Here is an 18,314-nt window from a genome sequence, read left to right as displayed (position 1 = left end):
GGAGGGTATGGCGCGCGGGGCTCAAGGGGCGGCCGCGCGCAAGACCAAGGCCTGATGCCCGGCCGGCAAAGGTCGAACCGTTGTCGGCCGGGTATCAGCCGCCGATCGGCCCGCCGGCCTCGCGCGCGATCGCGATCACGGTGCTGCGCGGCGGCTCGCCCGGCTGGAACGACGGCCAGCGCGTCGCCGGCCGGGTGAAGCTCGCGCCCGGCTCCGCCCCCGGCGTGCGCACCGCCGCGACCAGGGTCGCGCCGTCGGGTGTGAGCCGGATCCCGCCGATCGCGGCCGCGCGCGGCGCGGCGTAGAGCAGGTTCAGCACGCCCCGGCTCGCGCCCGGCCGGGTTCCGCACAGGAAGATCCCGTCCGCGATCCCGGTGCTGCGCTGCAGCCCGCTCTGCGCGGTGCCGATCAGGAGCCGCCCCGCCCGGTCGAGTTCCAGCACCGCGGGGGCGGCGAGCCAGACCTGCGTGCCGGCGCCGTAGCGGGCGGTGGCACCCGGCTGGTGCGGATCGCCGCCCAGGATCAGCACCGCGCCGGACGCCGTCTCCGCCGCGTGGTCGCCGTTCGCCGGCATGAGCTCGACCACATGGCCGAAGGAGTTGATCGGGCGCGGATTGAGCGCATCCGTGCGCGCGCTGCGCTGCGGGGTGCCGCGGCAGGCGAGGAAGAGCCGGCCGTCGGCGTGCACGGCGAGCCCGGCCGGGCGGTCGAACGGCGTCGCTCCGACGGCTTCCGCAGCGGCGCGCGCCTCGATCAGCGCCTCCGCCGTGGCCGGCAGGTCGCGCCACCGCAGCGTCGCGCCCTCCACCTGGGCGACCGCGAGGCTGCCCTCGTCCAGAAGGGCCCCGTTCGCCTCCGCCGTCGCGCCGTCGGGCGCCCGCGCGGCGATGAAACGGTAGAGGAAACCGTCGGCGCGCGCCTCCGTCAGGTAGACCACCGGCCGTCCGTCCGCGGTGCGCGCCACCGCCACGCTGTCCTTGGGGAAACGGCCGAGCGCGGTGCGCTTCGCCGGCACCGCGGTCGGGTTCAGCGGATCGAGCTCGACCAGCCAGCCGAACCGGTTCGCTTCGTTCGCGATGCCGCCGCGCCAGGCGGCGAGCTCCGCGGTGGCATCGCCCTCGGCCAGCAGCACCGTCCCCCAGGGCGTCGCGCAGCCGCCCTCGGCGCGCAGCAGGCCGCGCGCGGCCATGCCGGCCGGATCCGCGTCGGTGCGCAGCCGCGCATGGCCGGCCGCCGGTCCGGCGATGCGGCAGAGCGTGGTGGCGGTGAGGCGGCGCGCCTGGAAGCCGCCGTCCACCACCACCCAGCGGCCGCCGAGGAACTCGAGATTGACCAGCGAGGCGCCGACCATGCCCTGTTCGAGCTCGGGCATCGGCCGTTCGGCCGGGAACGCCATCACCGGATCGATGCGCGCATGGGTCGCGACCAGCACCAGCCGGGGCACGCCGTCCGCCGCCGGCGGCGGCTGCACCAGCGCGACCACGCGGGCGTCCCAGGCGAACTGCGACGCGGCCCCCTGCGCCGTCGGCACCTCGGGGTTCCAGGCCGGCGCGTCGAACGCCACCCGGTCGCCCCAGCGGATCAGGACGTCGCGGCGGTAGCCGCGTGCGATGCGGTCATCCAGCATCACGGGCTGGCTGACATCGGCGACGTCCGAGACGATCGACTGGGCGACGGCCGGCGCCGCGACCGCGGCGGCGCCGGCGGCGAGCAGGGCGCGGCGTCCGAGCATCAGGCCTCCTCGATCGGTGGCGGGGCGTGAACGCGGACCGGCGGGACGGGTTCCGTCCAGCGCTCGATCTCGACGAGGCAGGACTGCGCCACCGGCCCCTGGCCGAGGCGCGAGGTGCCCTCGTCGCGGGTCAGCACGTTCGGGTTGCCGTGCACGCAGAGCGATCCTGGCGCGCCGGGCTCGAGCGGGTCGAGCCAGGCGCCGGTCGCCATCGCCACCACGCCCGGCAGGATCCCCTCGGTCACCACCGCGCCGCCCAGACAGGCGCCGCGGTCGTTGAAGATGCGCACCACGTCGCCCGTCTTGATCCCGCGCGCGGCGGCATCCGCAGGACCGATCAGGACCGGCTCGCGTCCCGCCACCTTGGAGGCGAGGCTGACGCGGCCCTGGTCGAGCTGGCCGTGCAGCCGGGTCGCCGGCTGGAACGACAGCAGGTGCAGCGGGTAGCGCGCGGCCGCAGGCGCGCCGAGCCACTCCTTCGGTTCCTTCCAGACCGGGTGGCCCGGGCAGTCGTCGTAGCCGAAGCCCGCGATCGTCTCGCTGTAGAGCTCGATCTTGCCGGACGGCGTGTTCAGGGGATCGGCATAGGGATCGGCGCGGAACCCCTCGAACAGCACGAAGGGGCGTTCGGGCGGGGTGAACTCGAGGAACCCCGCCTCCCAGAACCCGTCGAAGTCGGGCGTCTCGACCCCCGAAGCGGTCCAGCCCGCGCGCGCGGTGTCGTAGAGGTGGCGGAGCCAGGCGGCCTCGTCGCGCTGTTCGGTGAAGCGGTCGCGCAGGCCGAGCGCGTCGCAGATGTCGGCGAGGATCGCGAAGTCGTCACGCGCCTGGGCCTGCGGCGGGATCGCCTGCCTCATCGCCAGCACGAACCGGTCGCGCGACGAGGCCGCGATGTCGTTGCGCTCGAGCGTGGTGGTGGCGGGCAGCACGATGTCGGCGTGGCGCGCGAGGGCGGTCCACCAGGGCTCGTTGATGACGATGGTCTCGGCGCGCGCCCAGGCGCGCAGGAAGCGGTTGAGGTCCTGGTGGTGATGGAACGGATTGCCGCCCGCCCACCAGATCAGCTTCGTGTCGGGGTAGACGATGCGCCTGCCGTTGTACTCGCAGATCCCGCCCGGCTTCTCCAGCATGTCGGTGACGCGCGCGACCGGGATGAACAGCCCCGTCGGGTTGCGTCCGGCCGAGAGCGCGGGCACCGGCAGGTCGTGGCGCGGGTTGCCGACGCCGTTGATCGAGCCGTAGCCGAACGCGAAGCCCGTGCCCGGCCGGCCGATGCCGCCGGTGATCGCGGCGAGCGCCACCGTCATCCAGTAGGGCTGCTCGCCGTAGTCCTGGCGCTGGATCGACCAGGCGGCGGTGATCATGGTGGGCTCGGTCGCGATCGCGCGCGCGAGTGCCATGGTCGTCTCCGGCGCGATGCCGGTGATGGGCGCGGCCCAGCCGGGCGTCTTCGGCTGCCCGTCGGTCTCGCCCAGGAGATAGGCCCGGAGCCGGTCCCAGCCGGTGCAGTGGGTGGCGAGGAACGCCTTGTCCTCGCGCCCCTCGGCCACGATCACGTGGGCCAGCGCCAGCATCAGCGCGGTGTCGGTGCCCGGCCTGATCGGCAGCCATTCGGCGCGCAGGAAATCCGGCGCGTCCTGGGCGAGCGGCGAGACGTTGACGACGCGCAGGCCCGCCGAGCCCGCCTCGCGCAGCCAGCGCCGGTACTGGCCCTCGCCGGCACCACCCGAGCAGACTTCGCCGTTCTTCAGCGGCAGGCCCCCGAAGCAGAGCAGCACGCGCGCGTTCGCGATGATCGCGGGCCAGTCGGTCGCCGGGCCGGTGATGCAGTCGTTGGTGCCGACGATGTGCGGCATCAGCGTCATGCCGGCGGCGTAGGAGTAGTTGGTGAGCTGGCCGGTGCAGCCGCCCAGGGTGTTCAGGCAGCGATGGAGCTGGGTGCGCGCGTGGTGGAACCGCCCCGCGCTGGACCACCCGTAGGAGCCGCCGAAGATCGCGGTGTTGCCGTGCGCCCGCCGCACCCGGTCGATCTCCCCGGCGACCAGGCGGATCGCCCTGTCCCAGTCCACCGGCACGAAGGGATCGCCGCCACGCGGCGCGCCCGCCCGCTCGCCCCTGAGCCAGCCCCTGCGCACATAGGGCCGGTCGATGCGCGAGGGCGCATGGACGATGTCGGGCACGCTCGCGATCAGCGAGCCGGGGAAGCGGTCGCGCGCGAAGGGCCGCACGGCGGCGACCCGCCCCCCCTCGACCAGCGCGTCGAAGGCGCCCCAGTGGCTGGCATGGGGAACGGCAACGGTCATGGGCTGGCCCTCCTCCGTCAGCGGTCAGGTTCACCACGCGCGCCGGGCAGAGGCAAGCCCCGGCCGGGGTTCCGCGCCCTGCCGCGCCGGCCTAGAGTGCCCGCACCGACCGAGGAGACCCGCATGACCCCGCCCCATGCCGCCAACAGCGCCGCCGCGCGCGACATCGCCAACGTGCTGCATCCCTACACCGACCTGCAGGCGCATCAGGAGACCGGACCGCTGGTGATCGCGCGCGGCAAGGGCGTGCGGGTCTATGACGACGCGGGCAAGGAATACATCGAGACCGTGGCGGGGCTCTGGTGCGCCGCCCTGGGCTTCGACAACGAGCGGCTGGTGCAGGCGGCCGTGAAGCAGATGCGCGAGCTGCCCTTCTACCACGGCTTCACCGGCCGTTCCCACGCGCCGATGATCGACCTCGCCGAGATGCTGATCCAGCGCGCCCCGGTGCCGATGAGCAAGGTGTTCTTCGCCAACTCGGGCTCCGAGGCGAACGACACCGCGATCAAGATGATCTGGTACGCCAACAACGCCTGGGGGCGGCCCGGGAAGAAGAAGATCATCGGCCGGGTGCGCGGCTACCACGGCATCACCGTCGCCGCCGCCTCGGTCACCGGCCAGGCGGCCAACCACAAGGCGTTCGACGTGCCGCTGCCGGGCTTCATCCACACGCTCTGCCCGACCTTCTACCACGAGGGGCGCGAGGGCGAGACCGAGGAGCAGTTCTCGGCCCGCTGCGCCGAGGAGCTCGAGAAGCTGATCCTCGCCGAGGGTCCCGAGACGATCGCGGCGATGTTCTGCGAGCCGGTCCAGGGCGCGGGCGGCGTGGTCGTGCCGCCGCGCGGCTATTTCCAGGCGATCCAGCCGGTGCTGAGGAAGCACGACATCCTGCTGGTCGCGGACGAGGTGATCTGCGGCTTCGGCCGCACCGGCAACTACTGGGGCAGCCAGACCTTCGGGCTCGAGCCCGACATCCTGGTCTGCGCCAAGGCGCTCTCGAACTCCTTCCTGCCGATCTCGGCGGTGATGGTGAACGAGCGGGTGTTCGAAGCGCTCGCCGCCAAGAGCCACGAGATCGGCACCTTCGGCCACGGCTTCACCTACTCGGGCCATCCGGTGCCGGCGGCGGTGGCGATCGAGACGCTGAGGATCTACGACGAGATCGACATCGTCGGCCATGTGCGCGAGGTGGGTCCCTACTTCCAGGACGAACTCCGCCGCCGCTTCCGCGACCACCCCCTGGTCGGCGAGGTGCGGGGCGTGGGGCTGATCGGCGCAGTCGAGCTGGTCGAGGACAAGGCCGCGCGGCGCAACTTCCCGCCCGCCCGCAAGGTGGGGCCGAAGCTCGTCAAGCATGGCGAGAGGCACGGCCTGATCCTGCGCTCCATGGTGCTGGACAGCATCGGCTTCTCGCCGCCGCTGATCATCACCAGGGCCGAGATCGACGAGATGCTCGACCGCTTCGCCCGCGCGCTCGAGGATCTCGCCGTGCAGCTCCGCCGCGAGGCGATCGCCCCGGTGGCCTGACCGGAACGGCAACGAAGCGGTTTCGATCTCGGCCGATTAGCCGGGGATTAACGACCCGCCGCCATGGTGCCCCGCCATCGAGGATGGCGGAGTGGACGATGAAGGTGCTGAGGAACCTGCCGATTGCCGGCAAGCTGGCCCTGTCGGCCGGGGTGACGCTGGTGCTGACGGCGGGCCTGGTCGCGGCGGTGCTGCTCGGCCTCGGCGCGATCGGCAGGGCTGGCGAGCAGCACGCGGCGGCGGTCGGAAACGAGATCGCCGTGCGCCGCACGGTGGCCACGCTGCAGGCCGTGCCGGCAGCGGAGCGCGATGTCGAGGCGGCGCAGACCCGCGAGGCGGTGGCGGCCGCGCGCGATCGCGGCCGCGAACTCCTGCGCGGCGCCGCAGCGGCGCTCGCCCCCGTGCTGGCCGCGGAGACCGACCCTGACCGCCGCGGCCTGCTCGAGGAGACGCGCGGGACCGTCGCCGCCTACGGCGAGGCGCTGGATCAGGCGGCGGAGCTGCGCAACCGCCTGATCACCACGCGCGACGACTCCTTCATCCCGCGCGGGCGCGACTTCGCGATGCGGGCCGAGAGCGTGATCGGCGCGGTCGAGCTCGACGGGCTCGCGCCGGTGGAGGAGGGCGAGCTCAAGAACCGCCTGCTCGAGGTGAACAAGGCGGTGGCGGAACTCCAGCTCGCGGCGCTGCGCTTCCTCGCCGCCGGCCATGAGAGCCACGTCGCCACCATGCGGCGCGCGATCGCGACCGCGCGGGTGCACATGCGCGGGGCCCAGGGGGTTGCCGTCTCGAACAGCCTGCGCGGCGAGATCGCCGATTTCGACCAGGCGCTGAGCGACCTCTCGGCGGCGACCACCATGCTCGCGGGCTTCACCGACCAGATCGTCAAGCACCGCGCCGGCGTGATCGAGCCCCTGCAGGAGCGGCTCGGGGATCTGCTCGATCGCCTGGCGTCGGCCTACGCGGCGGAACAGGCGGCGGCGGATGCGGCCGCCCATGCCGAGGCGGTGCAGGTGCGGGCGAGCGTGATCATGCTGGCGGCCGGCATCGCCGCGCTGATGGTGCTCGGCGCATTCCTCACCTCGCGCGCGATCGCCCGGCCGATCCGCGCGATCACCGAGGCGCTCGCGCGCATCGCCGGGGGCGAGACGGGCTTCGCGGTCGGCTTCCAGGGACGGCGCGACGAGATCGGCCGCATCGCCGAGGCGACCGAACGGCTGAAGGGCGAGGTCGAGCGCGCCTTCGCCCAGGGCCAGATGCTCGAGCAGCTGCCGACCGCCGTGATGGTCGCCGACCCGCGCGACGATTTCCGCATCAGCTACGCCAATGCCGAGTCGCGGCGGCTGATCGCGGGGCTCGAGGGCGTCCTCAGGATCAAGGCGGATGCGCTGGTCGGCCAGAGCATCGACGTGCTGCACCGCGATCCGGATCGGGTGCGCGCGGTCATCGCCGATCCGGCCCGCCTGCCCCATGCGGCGCGCATGCAGCTCGGGCCCGAGACGATCGCGCTGCGCGTGAGCGCGATCACCGACAAGGCCGGCGCCTATGTGGGCGCGATGCTGAGCTGGACCGTGATGACGGCGCAGGCGCGCATGGCCGACGCGTTCGAGGATACCGTCGGCAAGGTGGCCCGGTCGGTGGCGCAGGCGGCCGAGGAGATGCGCGGCACGGCCGAGGCGCTCTCCGCGGTCGCCTCCGACACCGGCAAGCGCGCGGTCGCGGTCGCGGCGGCGACCGAGCAGGCGAGCGCGAACGTGCAGACGGTCGCCGCCTCGGCCGAGGAGCTCGCCGCCTCGGTGCAGGAGATCAGCCGCCAGGTGGCCGAGAGCTCCGCCATCGCCTCGCGCGCGGCCCAGGAGGCCGAGGCGACCGACGGGACGGTGAAGGGGCTCGCCGAGGCGGCCGCCAGGATCGGCGACGTGGTGCGGCTGATCAGCGACATCGCCGGGCAGACCAACCTGCTCGCGCTGAACGCGACGATCGAGGCGGCGCGCGCGGGCGAGGCGGGCAAGGGCTTCGCCGTGGTCGCGTCCGAGGTGAAGAACCTCGCCAGCCAGACCGCCAAGGCGACCGAGGAGATCGCGGCGCAGATCGCGGCCATGCAGGGCGCGACGGATGCCGCGGTGCGCGCGATCCGCTCGATCGGCGAGACGATCGGGCGGATGAACGCGATCGCCACCTCGATCGCCGCGGCGGTGGAGCAGCAGGGGGCCGCGACGCAGGAGATCGCGCGGTCGGTGCAGCAGGCGGCGGTGGGCACCTCCGAGGTGTCGTCCACCATCGGCGCGGTGACGCAGGCGGTGGATCAGGCCGGCGGCCAGGCGGCGCAGGTGCTGGAGGCGGCGAACGCGCTGACCGGCGAGGCGGCGACGCTGAAGGACGAGGTGGCGCGCTTCCTCGCCGCGATCCGGGCGGCGTAGTCCCGGGCTACGCCACCCGGTCGGGCGGCTCGCGCCCGGCGAACACGGCGTCGAGATTGTCGAGCGCGCGGAACCCCATCGCGTTGCGCGCCTCGACGGTCGCGCTGCCGAGATGCGGCAGCAGGACGGCGTTCGGGCAGTCGAGATAGCCGGGGTGGAGGCGCGGCTCGTTGTCGTACACGTCCAGGCCCGCGAAGGCGACGTGGCCGGTCTTCAGCGCCGCGATCAGCGCCGCGTCGTCCACGAGGCTGCCGCGGCCCGAGTTCACCACCACCGCCCCTGGGCGCAGGAGCGCGATCCGTTCCGCGTTCAGCCATCCGCGGAGACTCTCCCCGCCCGGCGCCGTCAGGGCGAGGATGTCGATCGCGGCCAGCATCGAGGCGGGGTCGCCGTGATACGTCGCGCCGTCCTCGAGCGCGGGGTCGAGCCGGTTGCGGTTGTGGTAGTGCACCGCCATGCGGAACCCGCGCGCCATGCGCGCGACCGCCCGGCCGATCCGTCCCATGCCGAGGATGCCGAGCCGCTTGCCGCTCACCTGCATGCCCAGAAGCTGGGTCGGCGCCCAGCCCTGCCACTGCCCCGAGCGCACCAGCCGTTCGCCCTCGCCGGCGCGGCGCGCGGCGGCGAGGATCAGCAGCATCGTCAGCTCGGCCGTCGCCTCGGTCAGCACGTCGGGCGTGTTGGTCACGACGATGCCGCGCGCGCGGGCGGCGGCGAGATCGATGTGGTCGAGACCGGCCGAGAAGGTGGCGATCGCGCGCAGGCTCGCCGGCAGGCGCGCGATCGTCCCGGCATGCAGCGGATCGCCGGCGGCACAGAGGATCGCCTCGGCCCCCGCGGCGCGGCGCAGCAGCTCCTCCGCCGCGAGCACGCGATCCTCCGCGTTCTCGGCGAGCACGGTGTAGTCGCGCCGTGCGCGTGCCATCACGTCGCGCGGAAAGGCGCGGGTCGGCAGCAGCGCGGGCTTCCCTGCCGGGCTCATCCTCGATCCCCCTCGGTCTCGTTCGGCCGGCCTCCTGCCAGCGCAGGCCGCCCCTTGTCCAGGCCCCTTGCCCTGCTGCCCCCGGCGCGTAGGATGCGCCGCCTCGTGATCGGGGAGCGGACATGGATCTCGGACTGAAGGGCAGGCGCGCGCTGGTGATGGGCGCGTCGAAGGGGCTGGGCCGCGCGACCGCCGAGGCGCTCTCCGCCGAGGGCGCGACCGTCACGGTGGCAAGCCGCGACGAGGCGGCGCTGAAGGCGCTCGCCGCGGCGATGAGCGCGAAGAACGGCGTGCCGGCCTTCGCGGTTGCGGCCGATGTCGCGAACGAGGCGGGCATGGACGCGCTCGCCGACGAGGCGGTGCTGCGCATGGGCGGGGTCGACATCGTCGTGCTGAACCACGGCGGCCCGCCGGTCGGGCCGGCGGTCGAGCTCTCGCTCGACGAGCTCAAGGCCCAGTTCGTCAAGATGGTGGTGGCCCCGATCCGCCTCGCCATGCGGCTCCTGCCGGCGATGCGCGAGCGCAAATGGGGCCGCATCATCACCGTCGGCAGTTCCGGCATGGTGCAGCCGCTGCCCAACATGGTGCTCTCGAACACGCTGCGCGCCGCGATCGTCGGCTGGAACAAGACCCTCGCGGCCGAGGTCGCCGCCGACGGCGTGACCTGCAACATCCTCGCCCCCGGTTCGATCCTGACCGACCGCTCGCGCGACACCGCGGCCGGACGGGCGAAGAGGGAGGGCATCTCGATCGAGGAGGCGATGCAGCGCGTCGCCCAGACGATCCCGGCGAAGCGCTACGGCACGCCGGAGGAGTACGGCGCGGTGGCGGCGTTCCTCGCCTCCGAGAAGGCCTCCTACATCACCGGCAGCATCATCCGCGTGGACGGCGGCAACGTCCGCGCGATCTGAGGCGATGCGGCCGGCCGCGACCCGCGCCGATCGTGGATGCGCGCCGTGACGCCGCCGGCCGCCACCGACGGGGGCTGAGATGCGCGCCAACCTGATGCCGGACCTCGATCTGGCGGCGCGCCTGTTCGCCGCGCTGCGCGCGCGCACCCATGACGGTGTCGGCATCACGCGCGAGGCCTACGGGCCGGGCGAGCGGATCGCGCACGAGATCGTGCTCGGCGAGGCGGCCACACTCGGCCTCGAGATCGCGACCGACCACATGGGCAACCGCTTCCTCACCCTGCCCGGCGCGGACCGCGCCGCGCCGAAGCTGGTCGTCGGCAGCCATCTCGACAGTGTCGCGCGCGGCGGCAACTACGACGGCGCGGCAGGCGTGGTGGCCGGGCTCGCCGCGGTCGCGGGCATGGTGCGGGCCGGCTTCACCCCGGGCCGCGACGTCACCGTGATGGCGATCCGCGCCGAGGAGGCGGGATCGTGGTTCCCGGTCTCCTATCCCGGCAGCCGCGGCGCGCTCGGCCGGCTGGCGCCCGGGGAGCTCGAGGTCCGCCGCCGCGACAGCGGGCGGACGCTCGCCGAGCACATGGCCGAGGAGGGGTTCGATCCCGAGGCCGCGCGTGCGGGACGCGCGAGCCTGACGCGCGAGCGCGTGGCCGCCTTCGTCGAGCTGCACATCGAGCAGGGGCCGGTGCTGGAGGCGGAGGGGATCCCCGTCGGCATCGTCACCGGCATTCCCGGTTCGCGCCGCCTGCGCGCCGCCCGCGTGCTCGGCAGGTACGACCACTCGGGTGCGACGCCACGCCGGTACCGCCACGACGCCGCGATCGCGCTCGCCGAACTCGCGCACCGCCTCGACGAGGAATGGGCGCGGCTCGACGCGCAGGGCCGCGAACTCGTCTGCACCTTCTGCGTGCTGGCGACGACGGCGGAGGCGGGCTTCACCAAGATCGCCGGCGAGGCGCGGTTCGAACTCGACGTGCGCAGCATCGAGCGCGCCCACTGCGATGCCCTCTTCGCGGCCCTGCACCGGATGGTGCCGGAGATCGAGGCGCGCCGCGGCGTGCGCTTCGCGCTGGGGCCGGAGACCGGGTCGCAGCCCGGACTGATGGATGCGTCCCTGCGCGAGGGGCTCGCCAGGGCGGCGCGCGATCTCGGCATCGCGCACAGGCTGATGCCCTCGGGCGGCGGGCACGACGCGGCCGCCTTCGCGGCCGCCGGCATCCCGGCGGGGATGATCTTCGTGCGCAACCAGAACGGCAGCCACAACCCGGACGAGGACATGCGGATGGAGGATTTCGCGCAGGCCGCCGCGGTGCTGCAGCGCTGGATGGCGGAGGCCTCGGCGTGAGCGCGCGCCTCGCCGTCGATATCGGCGGCACCTTCACCGATCTCGCGCTCGAGGACGGCGTGCGGCGCTGGACCGCCAAGGTGCTGACCACGCCGGCCGCGCCCGAACAGGGCGTGATGGAGGGCGTGCGCGCGATCCTGGCCCAGGCCGCGCTCGCGCCTTCCGACCTCGCGATCGTCATCCACGGCACCACGCTCGCGACCAACGCGCTGATCGAACGCAAGGGGGCGAAGACCGCGCTCATCACCACCGAGGGGTTCCGCGACGTGCTGGCCCTCGGCAACGAGGCGCGCTACGACCAGTACGACCTGCAGATCGTGCTGCCCGAGCCCCTGGTGCCGCGCCGGCTGCGTCTGACCGTCGCGGAACGGCTCGACAACGAAGGCCATGTGCTGCGCCCGCTCGACGAGGCGGGCCTGAGCGCGCTCGTGCCGACGCTGAAGGCGGAAGGGGTCGAGGCGATCGCGATCGGCTTCCTGCACGCCTTCGTCAATCCAACGCACGAGCGCCGCGCGCGCGCGATCCTCGCCGAGGCGCTGCCGGACATCCCGATCAGCCTCTCCTCCGAGGTCTCGCCCGAGATGCGCGAGTGGGAGCGCTTCTCCACCACGGTCGCGAACGCCTACGTGCAGCCGCTGATGAGCCGCTACCTCACGCGGCTGGAGAGCGGGCTGCGCGACCTCGGCATCCGTGCCCCGCTGTTCCTGATGCTCTCGGGCGGCGGGCTCACCACGGTCGAGACCGCGTGCCGCTTCCCGATCCGCCTGGTCGAGTCCGGGCCCGCGGGCGGGGCGATCTTCGCCGCCACGGTCGCGCGCGAATGCGCCATCGCGGACGTGCTCTCCTACGACATGGGGGGCACGACCGCGAAGGTCTGCCTCATCGACGGCTACCGGCCGCAGACCTCGCGCAGCTTCGAGGTCGCCCGCGTCGGGCGGTTCAAGAAGGGCTCGGGGCTGCCCCTGCGCATCCCGGTGATCGAGATGGTGGAGATCGGCGCGGGCGGCGGGTCGATCGCGCATGTCGACGCGCTGGGGCGGATCGCCGTCGGTCCCGAGAGCGCGGGCGCCGATCCGGGCCCCGCCTGCTACGGCCGCGGCGGGGACAAGCCGACGGTGACGGACGCCAATCTCGTGCTCGGCCGCTACGACCCGGACCGCTTCGCCGGCGGCAGGCTGGCGCTGCAGCCCGAGGTCGCGCGGGCCGCGCTCGTCGCGCATGTGGGCGATCGTCTCGGCCTGGATCCGGCCATGGCGGCCCTCGGCGTGGTCGAGATGGTGGACGAGAACATGGCGAACGCCGCGCGCGTGCACGCGATCGAGTCCGGCAAGACCCTGGAGGGCCGCACGCTGATCGCCTTCGGCGGCGGCGGACCGGTGCACGCCTACCGCGTGGCCGAGAAGATCGGCATCCGCCGCGTGCTGGTGCCGTCCGGCGCCGGGGTGGGCAGCGCGATCGGCTTCCTGCGCGCGCCCGTCGCCTACGAGGTGGTGCGCAGCCTCTACCAGCGCTTCGCGAGCTTCGACCTCGCCGCGGCGAACGCGCTGCTCGCGGAGATGCAGGCGGAGGCAGCCGCGATCGTCGCCCTCGGCGCCGGAGGGCAGCGGACCGAGGAGCACCGGGTCGGCTACATGCGCTATGTCGGCCAGGGCCACGAGATCGCGGTGCCGATCCCGGCGCGGCCGTTGACCGAGGCGGATGTCGCCGCCATCCGCGCCGAGTACGACCGACTCTACGCCGCGTTCTACGACCGGCCGGTGCCGGGGTCGGATGTCGAGATCCTCTCCTTCGCCGTGACGGTGGCGACCGTGCCGCAGCCCCCCGCGCCGGCGCGGGCCGCGCCGGCGCCGGCACCCGCCGCGGCCGCGCGCCGCCAGGCGGTGCGCGACACCGTCACCGGCGCGGTCGCCGACTGGGCGATCTACGAGCGCACGTCGCTCGCGCCCGGCGCGACGCTCGACGGCCCCGCGATCATCGCCGAGGACGAGACCTCCACGCTGGTCGGGCCCGGCTGGCGCGCCGAGATCGACGGCTTCGGCTACATTCGCCTGAGCCAGGGCTGAGGGAGTGCGACCGATGACCGACATCGCCCCCGCGGCGGCCGCCTCCGCCGCGCTCGCGAGGATCCAGACCCAGATCATGTGGAACCGCCTGATCGCCGTGGTCGAGGAGCAGGCGCAGACCATGATCCGCACGGCGTTCTCGACCACCGTGCGCGAGGCGGGCGACCTCTCCGCCGGCATCTTCGACCTCAAGGGACGGATGCTCGCCCAGGCGGTGACCGGCACGCCGGGCCACGTGAACTCGATGATGGAGTCGGTCGGCCACTTCCTCGCGAAGTTCCCCGCCGAGACGATGCGGCCGGGCGACCACTACATCACCAACGATCCCTGGCTCGGCACCGGGCACCTGCACGACCTCACCGTGGTGACGCCCGCGTTCAAGGACGGCCGGATCGTCGGCCTCTTCGCCAACACCGCGCACATCATCGACATCGGCGGGCTCGGCATGGGGCCGGAAGGGCGGAGCGTGTTCGAGGAGGGGCTCTACATCCCGATCGTGAAGTGCTTCGACCGCGGCGCGCCGAACGAGACCTTCTTCGACTTCCTGCGCGCGGGGTCCCGCACGCCGGTCGAGCTCGAGGGCGACGTCTATTCGCTGTGCGCCTGCAACGATGCCGGCGCGCGGCGCCTGATCGAGATGATGGACGAGTTCGGCCTGGAAAGCCTCGACCCGCTGGCCGAGGCGATCTTCGAGGCGAGCTTGCGCGCGACCGAGGCCGAGATCGCGCGCCTGCCGCGCGGCACCTGGGAGGCGGAGATCCGCTCGGACGGCTACGAGGCGCCGGTGACGCTGCACGCGAAGCTGACGGTGCACGACGCCACCATCGAGGTCGACTACGCCGGCACCTCGGGGCTCTCGACGCGCGGCATCAACGTGCCCCCCGCCTATTGCCGCGCCTACACGTGCTTCGGACTCAAGGTCGTCGTGGCGCCCGAGATCCCGAACAACTGGGCGAGCCTGCGGCCCTTCCGCATCGCCATTCCCGAGGGCTGCATCCTCAACGCGCCGCGCCCGTACCCGGTCAGCGTGCGCCACGTGATCGGCCAGCTCCTGCCCGACCTGATGATGGGCTGCCTCGCCCAGGCGGTGCCGGAGCGTGTCGCCGCCGAGGGCTCGTCGTGCCTGTGGAACCCCCCCTTGCGCGGCGGATCGCAGGTCTCGGGGCCGAAGGCGAGACTGCCCGACTTCGAGATCATCACCTTCAACTCCGGCGGCACGGGGGCGCGCGCGACGAAGGACGGGCTCTCCGGGATCGCGTTCCCGTCGGGCGTGCGCACGATGCCGGTGGAGGCGACCGAGAACGTCGCCCCCGTGATCTTCTGGCGCAAGGAACTCCGCCCCGACAGCGCCGGCGCGGGCCGGACGCGCGGCGGCTTCGGCCAGATCATGGAGATCGGCACGAAGGGCGATGCCGAGTTCGCGGTGAACGCGATCTTCGACCGCGTGGGCAACCCGCCGCGCGGACGGTTCGGCGGCGGCGACGGTGCGCCCGGCGCGGTGCTGCTGGACGACGGCACGGTGCTGCGCACCAAGGGCTTCCAGGTCATCCCCGAGGGGCGGCGGCTGGTGCTGCACCTGCCGGGGGGCGGCGGCATGGGCGATCCGCGCGCGCGCGACCCGGCGCTGGTCGCGCGCGACGTCGCCGACGGGCTGGTGTCGCGCGAGGCTGCGGCGCGGCTCTACGGCGTGCAGATCGCTCCGACGCCGTAGGCGGCCTGTCCGGGAGCCGCAGGAGAGCAGATCGCATGCGGCTCGAATCCAAGTCCTTCTGAGCGCAGCCCACGAGGAATGATTCCCCGACAAGGGGGGATCTGATACCCGGCCGACAAAGGTTCGACCTTTGCCGGCCGGGCATCAGGCCTTGGTTGTGCGCGCGGCCGCCCCTTGAGCCCCGCGCGCCATACCCTCCGCACAAAGGTCAAACCCTTGTGCTCCGGGTATGACTCACGCGGGCGAGCGGTGGTGCCTCGCTTGGGGCACCGCTCTCCCGCCGCCCCGACGATGATGCGCGTACGCGGGTGCTGGCGGCGCAGATCGGCCGTGCCCGATCCCGGCGCTCCGCGGGGTGGTGCGCTGGCGGGCTGGCCGAGCCTGGCCAGTGGCCGTGGGAGGAGTTCCGCGTCGCGGTCTCGATGCGGACGCCGAGGCGGGAATTGTGCGCCATGGGCTGCCGCAAGCCCTCGGCGCGGCCGAAGCATCCCGCCCAGGCCGAGGGGGCCATCGAGGCGCTCAAAAGAACGTCCCTGCCACACCGGCGGGCATCGCGCGCGACCAGGGCGTCGGTCTCGACGCGATAGGGATCTGGTTCGCCGACGAAGCCCGGGTCGGCCGGAGGACAAGAGCACCCGCCGCCGGGCACGGCGCGGCCCCCGCCCCTGGGCGCCGCAGGACCATCGCTACGCCTCGGCCGATGTCTTCGGCGCCGTCTGTCCCGAGGGCGGCACGGGTGCAGCGCCGATCCTGCCGGCCTGCAACACCGCGGCGATGAACCCGCACTTGGCCGAGACCAGCACGATGATCGGCTCCGGCAAGCATGCCTTGGTCATGCTGGATCAGGCCGGGTGGCACCTTGCCGGCGGCGACGCCGTGCCGACCACCATCATCCTGCTGCCGCCGCAGCCCACATGCCCGGGGCCCAACGGGATGGCGAACATCCGGCAGTTCATGCGCGACCAGAAGGTTGCGCCCCAAGGGGGCTGCAACTGGCTCCCCAACCGCGTCTTCCGCGACCACGACGGCATCATCAATCGCTGCTGCCACGCCAGGAACCACCCGATCGGCCAGCCCGGCGCATCACCTCCATCGCCCTCCGCGACCGGCCTCATCGGCCCTGATGCTGGGGGGCGGCATTATCATCACGAATGCGGATATTGCGGCAGTCGCAACGGGCACGAGCATTGCGCTGCGCAGCGCCTCAAGCCTGGCTGCAACCCCGCCGTCGCCGCCAAGACTGAGGACGGCAAGAGCACCGACCGCCGAAAGTCCGAGCCCGGCCCCGAACTGGAAGGAGGTATTGACGAGACTGCTCGCAAGGCCCTGTTCATTCTCCACGACGCCATTGGTGGCGACGATGGTCAGCGGGCCATAGGCAAGCGCAAATCCCACGCCAAGCATCAGCATGGTCGGGAACATGGCTGCATAGGTCCAGTCCAGGCCGAGGCGCAGGAACAGCGCGTAGGCGATTGCGGCGAGGGTCAAACCGACGACGATGACCCTGACATTGCCGAATCGGTTCACCAGGATGGGTGTCAGCGTCGGTGCGAGGATCGCGTCGATGCTTACAACGATCATGGCGAGACCTGTTTGGAGCGGGGTCCATCCCAGAAGCTCCTGCAGATAGAGCGTGACCACGAACTGGAACCCGAAGAACGATCCGCCGAAGAGCAACATCGCCAGGTTGGCGCGAACCAGTGAACCGGAGCTGAGAATGCCCAGGCGGATCAGGGGCTCGCTCCTCCTGCGCTCGATGAGCACGAAGATCACCCACAGGGCGGCGCTCACAGCACAGGCGACGAGCGCGGCTTGAAACTCCTCCGGGTGCTCGAGGCGTGCGATGCCGGTTGCGGCAGCCAGCATAGCTGCTGTCAGCACCAGCGCGCCGGGGAGGTCAAACGTGCGACGTGACTCCGGGTGATGGGCGTCAGCAATGAGGTTCAGGGCGGACAGGAGGATCGAGGTCGCCAGGATTGCCGGGGCAAAGAAGACCCAGCGCCAGCTGATGGCCGTTAACAAACCGCCGATCACCAGACCCAAGGAGTATCCGGCCGAGGCAGCGCCCGCATAGATGAGCACGGCCTTGTTGCGTCGCGGCCCCTCGGGAAAGTTGGTGGTAATGAGCGAGAGGCCGGCTGGCGTCATGAACGCAGCCGACAGTCCGGCGATGAAACGGGCGGCAAGGAGCATCCAGCCTTCTGTCGCGAGCCCCCCGAGGCCCGACAAGGCGGCGAACACGCCGAGGGCAACCAGAAAGACGCGGCGCCTTCCGTAGAGGTCGCAGATGCGACCACCGAGAAGCATGAAGCCGGCGTAGCCGATCACGTAGGAGCTGACCACCGCGCTCAGCGTCGTGGTGGAAAGGCCGAGATCAGCGCGAATGTGCGGCAGCGCCACGTTGAGCATGGCGATGTCGAGACCTTCCAGGAAGATCGCGCCGCACAGGACAAGAAGCGCACCCTTCTCGCGGAGACTCATGCGTTCAGGCTCATATGATGACTTTTGCGAAACGGTCGATGTCATGCGGGTGCGCCCTCATTCAGCGTCATGGTCGGTGAGGGAACCTTTTGTTGCCAGGTTCCCTCTTGTAACCCGCGGAGCGATACGGCAGGGTGCGCCCCCATGAAAGAAGGCACTGTGGAATTACCGGGTAACTGCCGGCTCACCTCCAACTATGACGTGCTGCAGTGGGACGTGCGGGAGGGCTGCGAAGTACGGCAAATCCTCGACAGGATTGCTGACAAGTGGTCGCTGCTGGTTATCGCGTTGCTCGACAAGCGCACGATGCGCTTTGCCGAGCTGCTGCGAAGCATCGAGGGCGTCAGCAAGCGCATGCTGACGACCACATTGCGCCAGCTCGAACGCGACGGGATCGTGGAGCGAACTGTCTATCCGACCGTGCCGCCGAAGGTGGAATACAACCTTACACCGCTCGGAAATTCGCTTCACGAAACGGTGCAGGCGCTGGTCATTTGGACGGAAGCCAATCAGGCGAAGATCGCGGAAGCCCGCAGCCGATACGAGACGAGACAGGGCGAGGGTGTGTAGCTCCTTCCTCGCATCGTGCATGGGGTGCCGAAGCCGTATCCGGTTTCGACGTTGGCGCTACTTTGGCAGAAAAAAGCGAGCGGCTGGCGATTTTGGATCCCCCTCTCGGCGGATGCGTGATTGATGAGGGATCGGCTGCCGGGGGCCGGTCATGGCGGGAGAGGGTTTTGGCGCGGGCTGGCAGGGTGATCTGGAGCGCTGGCTTGCGCCCTTCCTGGAGCGGCTTGGCCACAAGGCGCGCCGGCGCATGTGCCCGCTCTACCTTCCCG

Annotated in this window: 12 protein-coding genes; 7 read left to right on the top strand and 5 right to left on the bottom strand. The window is 72.1% G+C overall.

The genetic code is table 11. From position 1 onward, the window contains the following. Positions 1-94: 94 nt before the first annotated feature. Together FK498_RS07825 and FK498_RS07820 are read right to left on the bottom strand one after the other, a co-directional pair. Positions 95-1,732 (bottom strand): PhoX family phosphatase, encoded by a 1,638-nt coding sequence (locus FK498_RS07825; RefSeq protein ID WP_141853285.1) that lies wholly within the window; start codon positions 1,730-1,732, stop codon positions 95-97. Next, positions 1,732-4,035, bottom strand: a complete 2,304-nt coding sequence (locus FK498_RS07820) for a molybdopterin-dependent oxidoreductase (protein ID WP_141853282.1) — start codon at positions 4,033-4,035, stop codon at positions 1,732-1,734. The genes FK498_RS07825 and FK498_RS07820 overlap by 1 nt, the downstream gene beginning before the upstream one ends. 123 nt (positions 4,036-4,158) lie before the next feature. On the opposite strand from FK498_RS07820, the gene FK498_RS07815 reads away from it, so the two are divergent. Beyond that, positions 4,159-5,562, top strand: a complete 1,404-nt coding sequence (locus tag FK498_RS07815) for an aspartate aminotransferase family protein (protein WP_141853280.1) — start codon at positions 4,159-4,161, stop codon at positions 5,560-5,562. A 98-nt stretch (positions 5,563-5,660) separates the two neighbouring features. Next, a complete protein-coding gene (locus FK498_RS19250; protein WP_161988350.1) occupies positions 5,661-7,982 on the top strand; it encodes a methyl-accepting chemotaxis protein in 2,322 nt (773 codons plus the stop codon). A gap of 7 nt (positions 7,983-7,989) precedes the next feature. Here the strand turns inward: FK498_RS19250 and FK498_RS07800 are convergent, their stop codons facing one another. Beyond that, a complete protein-coding gene (locus FK498_RS07800) occupies positions 7,990-8,964 on the bottom strand; it encodes a D-glycerate dehydrogenase (protein WP_141853277.1) in 975 nt (324 codons plus the stop codon). 122 nt (positions 8,965-9,086) lie between these two features. Here FK498_RS07800 and FK498_RS07795 point away from each other — a divergent pair, with 122 nt between their 5' ends. The 4 genes from FK498_RS07795 (at position 9,087) to FK498_RS07780 (ending at position 14,994) form a co-directional block, all read left to right on the top strand. Further along, the gene (locus tag FK498_RS07795; RefSeq protein ID WP_141853275.1) at positions 9,087-9,875 is read left to right on the top strand and encodes an SDR family oxidoreductase; all 789 of its coding nucleotides are present in this window, start codon (positions 9,087-9,089) and stop codon (positions 9,873-9,875) included. Between the two features lie 79 nt (positions 9,876-9,954). Then, positions 9,955-11,220 carry a hydantoinase/carbamoylase family amidase gene (locus tag FK498_RS07790; RefSeq protein WP_141853273.1) on the top strand — a complete coding sequence of 422 codons (1,266 nt, stop codon included), beginning with the start codon at positions 9,955-9,957 and terminating at the stop codon, positions 11,218-11,220. After that, positions 11,217-13,283, top strand: a complete 2,067-nt coding sequence (locus FK498_RS07785) for a hydantoinase/oxoprolinase family protein (protein ID WP_141853271.1) — start codon at positions 11,217-11,219, stop codon at positions 13,281-13,283. Before FK498_RS07790 ends, FK498_RS07785 begins: the two co-directional genes overlap by 4 nt. 13 nt (positions 13,284-13,296) lie before the next feature. After that, positions 13,297-14,994, top strand: a complete 1,698-nt coding sequence (locus FK498_RS07780) for a hydantoinase B/oxoprolinase family protein (protein ID WP_141853269.1) — start codon at positions 13,297-13,299, stop codon at positions 14,992-14,994. Positions 14,995-15,680: 686 nt separating this feature from the next. On the opposite strand, the gene FK498_RS19245 is transcribed toward FK498_RS07780, so the two are convergent. Both FK498_RS19245 and FK498_RS07775 read right to left on the bottom strand, forming a co-directional pair. Further along, entirely contained in the window at positions 15,681-15,830 is a 150-nt protein-coding gene (locus FK498_RS19245) for a hypothetical protein (protein WP_161988349.1), read from the bottom strand. Positions 15,831-16,077: 247 nt separating this feature from the next. Next, positions 16,078-17,520, bottom strand: a complete 1,443-nt coding sequence (locus FK498_RS07775; protein WP_202614785.1) for an MFS transporter — start codon at positions 17,518-17,520, stop codon at positions 16,078-16,080. A 99-nt stretch (positions 17,521-17,619) separates the two neighbouring features. Between FK498_RS07775 and FK498_RS20110 the strand changes: the two genes are divergently transcribed. Continuing rightward, positions 17,620-18,045, top strand: a complete 426-nt coding sequence (locus FK498_RS20110; RefSeq protein ID WP_141853267.1) for a helix-turn-helix domain-containing protein — start codon at positions 17,620-17,622, stop codon at positions 18,043-18,045. The last annotated feature ends 269 nt before the right edge of the window (positions 18,046-18,314 follow it).

Source organism: Elioraea sp. Yellowstone, assembly GCF_006704265.1.
Taxonomy (GTDB): domain Bacteria; phylum Pseudomonadota; class Alphaproteobacteria; order Acetobacterales; family Acetobacteraceae; genus Elioraea.
The sequence above is the reverse complement of the archived record's forward strand: the minus strand, read 5'-3'. Positions and strand labels throughout refer to the sequence as shown.